This window comes from Gilliamella sp. Nev6-6, from assembly GCF_001690605.1.
In the GTDB taxonomy this organism is placed as follows: Bacteria; Pseudomonadota; Gammaproteobacteria; order Enterobacterales; family Orbaceae; genus Gilliamella; species Gilliamella apicola_C.
The window spans coordinates 1-4010 of sequence record NZ_LZHP01000055.1; the positions used below are offsets into that span (position 1 = coordinate 1).

A 4010-nucleotide genomic window follows, 5' to 3' on the forward strand; every position below is an offset into this window, starting at 1 on the left:
AAGAATTTGATTTTGAAAAAGCATTAAAATTATTACAAAATGGTCAACCGCTAACGGGTAAAGATGGTATTTTAACGCCATTAATCAAGCAGCTAACAGAAGCGGCGTTATCGGCGGAATTAGATTCTCATTTAGCCAACGACATTACCCCTAATCGGCGTAATGGTAAGAGTTCAAAGACAATAAAAAGCTCATCAGGCAGTTTCGAACTTGATGCACCAAGAGATAGAAACGGTTCATTTGAACCTCAACTCATCAAAAAAAATCAGACAACATTAAACGATGAAATTGAACAAAAAATTCTCAGTATGTATGCGCTGGGGATGAGTTATAAAGATATCAGCCAGCATATTGAAGAGATTTATGCTTTTCGTCTTTCTCCTGCAACTTTAACCGCCATTACAGATAAAATCATTCCTGAGCTCAGATTATGGCAACAACGACCGCTAGAATCGCTTTATCCGTTTGTTTGGATGGATGCAATTCATTATAAAGTAAAAGAAGATGGGGTTTATCACAGCAAGGCTGTTTATACTGTACTTGCACTTAATTTAGCCGGAAAAAAGGAAGTATTAGGCTTGTATTTATCTGAAAACGAAGGGGCTCATTTTTGGTTATCGGTGTTGACCGATTTACAAAACCGAGGATTAAATGACATTTTAATTGCTTGTGTCGATGGATTAGTTGGCTTTCCTGAAGCGATTAATACTATTTACCCACAAACAGAGGTTCAACTTTGTGTTATTCATCAAATCCGCCATTCAATTAAGTATGTTGCCTCTAAACATCACAAAGCATTTATGAGCGATTTGAAACTTGTTTACAAGGCGGTCTCTCGTGAAGCAGCAATTGATGCATTAGATGAACTTGAGAAAAAAATGGGGCGATAAGTATCCAATCGTCATCCAATCATGGCGTCGTAAATGGGATAATTTATCAGCTTATTTCCGCTATCCTGAGCCTATTCGTAAGGTGATTTATACCACCAATGCTATTGAGTCAATTCATCGACAATTTCGTAAATTAACAAAGACAAAAAGCGGATTTCCTAATGAAAATAGCCTACTTAAGCTGCTGTATTTAGGGTTGCAAAATGCGGAGAAAAAATGGACAATGCCAATCCAAAATTGGAATTTAGCATTGTCACAATTGATGATATTTTTTCCTAATCGTCTTGATAAGGTAATCTCTTTGTGAATTAAGCTGACACAGAATTATGAACAGTCTCGATTCTGTAGAATAAGTTCCAATTTAGATTCAATTTAACATATCAAATCGGCAAGGTAAGCTTAATACTTAGCTTACTTTCGCTAGATTTAAATTATTATTGTGTCAACTAACCATTTGCTATGATGTTATTAGCGTTAATATTATGATAAACCCAAATGTTTTTTGGTGGCATATACTTTGAGCATGATTGCTTTGGCAACCTGATTGTGGAAAAACGTGGAAAAGGCCACAGTCTAATAAACTTATTGCCGAGACTGATAACGATAAACACTGGCAATGCTACCTTTACGAGCTAGACTCTTACCGTCCACTAGCCCTTGTTTACGGCAATGCGCAGCAAGATAACATCAAACTCTACTGGTATCAAAACGACCACCTTGGCACACCCATAGCCCTTACCGGCAGCTTAGGTGACACGCTCTATGAATGCCAGTATAATGCCTATGGGCAGATAATAAACGAAACCTACCATCAGGACGATATAGATTCCCTGCCGGATAATCCGTTAAGGTTCCAAGGGCAATATTATGATGAGGAAACAGGACTTCATTACAACCTAAACCGTTACTATGACCCATTTACTGGCAGATATATTACTCAAGACCCACTTGGCATACTGGGTGGGTTAAATAGTTATCAATATGCCGGTAGTGATCCGATAAATTGGATAGATCTGTTAGGATTGATTAAGGTTGAAAATAATGGGTTTGAGGCGATTGCTGAAAAAGAGGCGGCGGGGACAGCACAGGCAGGAAATAAGGTTCTCAATTATGTAGATGAACCTTCATTTAATCCAGCAGGCATAGGAGGTGCTGCTCAGCCTTGGTCAATAAAAGGGAGGCTAAAGCATGTTCAATTACCAACAGAAGGAAAAATAAGATTTATACCAGCAGAAACATATTCACCCACAAATCCATTACCTAGAGGTCCTAATAATGGGTACATTGATAAGTTTGGTAATGAATGGGTAAAAGGGCCTTCTCGTACATATGGTCAGGCTTTTGAATGGGATGTTCAGTTATCACCGAAAGGTAGGGCACAGCTTGGTTGGGCAAGCCGTGATGGTTCACATTTAAATGTATCTTTAGATGGAAAAATAACGCATAAATAGTTGAGATTTTTATGATAGATAAAATTGATTTTTATTCGGAAGTTGAAGTTCTTCCTACTACCAAAAATAAACAATATTCTGGTAAAAAAGGTGTAGTTATGGGAGTTAGTGAGGAAGATGATATTTTATATGGATATGCAGTGTTATTGCATGATAAAGATACAATAGATTGTTTTGATAAAGAAGATCTTGTTCCTACAGGTAAGAAATTTAAACGAGAAGATTTTTATTGAGTTGCTAAATGATCCTCATCTACTCGTGAGGCATCTTAGTTATTATTTTTAGATCTGCATCTTATCAAGTAGGAGGAAAACCAACACCAGGTTTTAACCCAATATGATAGGAAAATGCTGAAAGCTATGTATAAAATATTTGATAATTGTATTTCTGATTTTATTTACGAAAGAGAAGCTAGTGATTATTGGTATGATTGCGCTATTTTAGAGTCTACTAAGATACTTAAACAATTTAATGATAATGATTGGTTGCTATTATTAAGTAATCTAAAGGATAAATCTATTTTTTGGAAAAAAAGGCTTATTGAATGTTTGGGAGATTTACATAATAAATATGAATTAGAAGTAATTTTAGAAATTATCGATACAAGCGATGAGGACTTATTTGTCAGTTGTGTTGATTCTTTAAGGCTTTTAGATTTAACTTCTTTAAATAATCTTCAAAAGGAAAAATTATTGTTGAAAAGCCAAGTATGTTTAAAAAAAGCTAGTTCACCAGTAAAACTAGTTTTAGAAGAAATTATGAAAAAATTAATGTAATAACTAATATTATGCTCTTAAATTCAAAGAAACCGTCGTTGGCAATACCAATAAAACGTTTATGGTAAAGTCACCGAATATGACTACGCCGTTACTACGACCTGTTTATTAGTAGATATATCACTCAAGACCCACTAGGTATACTGGGTGGGTTAAATAGTTATCAATATGCCGGTAGTGATCCGATAAATTGGTTTGATCCGTTAGTGTAAATACCCCAAACTTAGTACACAACTCACGTAGAAAATCATGCTGCTTGTTTTAGTGTTTTATACTCAATCGGTGTCATGTTATTTAATGCCTCATACGGTCTTTCGGTGTTATAAAGGGTTAGCCATTCTTCGGTTATTCTTCTTGCTTGAGCTAAGTTGTTAAAAAGATATAAATCGAGTACTTCAGTGCGATAGGTACGATTAAATCGTTCAATATAGCCATTTTGATAAGGGCTACCGGGCTGGATATAATCAATGGTTATATCATGTGATTTAGCCCAGTTGGTAAAGGTTTTTCCTGTAAATTCTGGCCCATTATCGACCCGTATTTTTAATGGATACCCATGATATTCGGCCAGTTTATCTAAGTAACGGGTAATCCTTCCCGCTGGTAAGCTTACTGCAATATCAATACCTAACGCCTCACGATTATAGTCATCGATGACATTGAATGTTCTAAAGCGACGTTGATTACGGCTACTGTCACTCATAAAATCCATTGACCAACATTCACCTTGTTTATTGGGGACTAATAACCTTTCCGGGCATCGTGGCGGAATGCGTTTTTTACGCTTTACCCTGAGATTAAGCTTTAATTCACAATACACCCGATATACCCGTTTATGATTCCATTGATAGCCGAGCTTTCTGATACGATTAAAACATTTAGGAAAGCCCCAG

5 protein-coding genes and 1 pseudogene are annotated in these 4010 nt (G+C 36.1%); 5 read left to right on the plus strand and 1 reads right to left on the minus strand.

The features are described from left to right. The 5 genes and pseudogenes from A9G42_RS06925 to A9G42_RS13325 all read left to right on the plus strand — a co-directional run. Positions 1-1197 (plus strand): annotated as a pseudogene (locus A9G42_RS06925) (IS256 family transposase); the annotation flags it as partial. A 220-nt stretch (positions 1198-1417) separates the two neighbouring features. Continuing rightward, positions 1418-2341, plus strand: a complete 924-nt coding sequence (locus A9G42_RS06930) for a polymorphic toxin type 17 domain-containing protein (protein ID WP_065653043.1) — start codon at positions 1418-1420, stop codon at positions 2339-2341. An 11-nt stretch (positions 2342-2352) separates the two neighbouring features. Then, positions 2353-2574 carry an Imm31 family immunity protein gene (locus A9G42_RS06935; protein WP_065653044.1) on the plus strand — a complete coding sequence of 74 codons (222 nt, stop codon included), beginning with the start codon at positions 2353-2355 and terminating at the stop codon, positions 2572-2574. Positions 2575-2688: 114 nt separating this feature from the next. Next, on the plus strand, positions 2689-3117 hold the full coding sequence (locus tag A9G42_RS06940) for a hypothetical protein (RefSeq protein WP_065653045.1): 429 nt from the start codon (positions 2689-2691) through the stop codon (positions 3115-3117). Between the two features lie 101 nt (positions 3118-3218). Next, entirely contained in the window at positions 3219-3329 is a 111-nt protein-coding gene (locus tag A9G42_RS13325) for an RHS repeat-associated core domain-containing protein (protein ID WP_082212005.1), read from the plus strand. 35 nt (positions 3330-3364) lie between these two features. On the opposite strand, the gene A9G42_RS06945 is transcribed toward A9G42_RS13325, so the two are convergent. After that, positions 3365-4010: IS3 family transposase (locus A9G42_RS06945; protein ID WP_143426120.1), on the minus strand; the 646-nt coding region annotated here is incomplete at its 5' end.

Coding starts and splice junctions, on each gene's coding strand:
- A9G42_RS06935 (WP_065653044.1), top strand. CDS start 2,353: ATGATAGATAAAATTGATTTTTATTCGGAAGTTGAAGTTCTTCCTACT.
- A9G42_RS06940 (WP_065653045.1), top strand. CDS start 2,689: ATGCTGAAAGCTATGTATAAAATATTTGATAATTGTATTTCTGATTTT.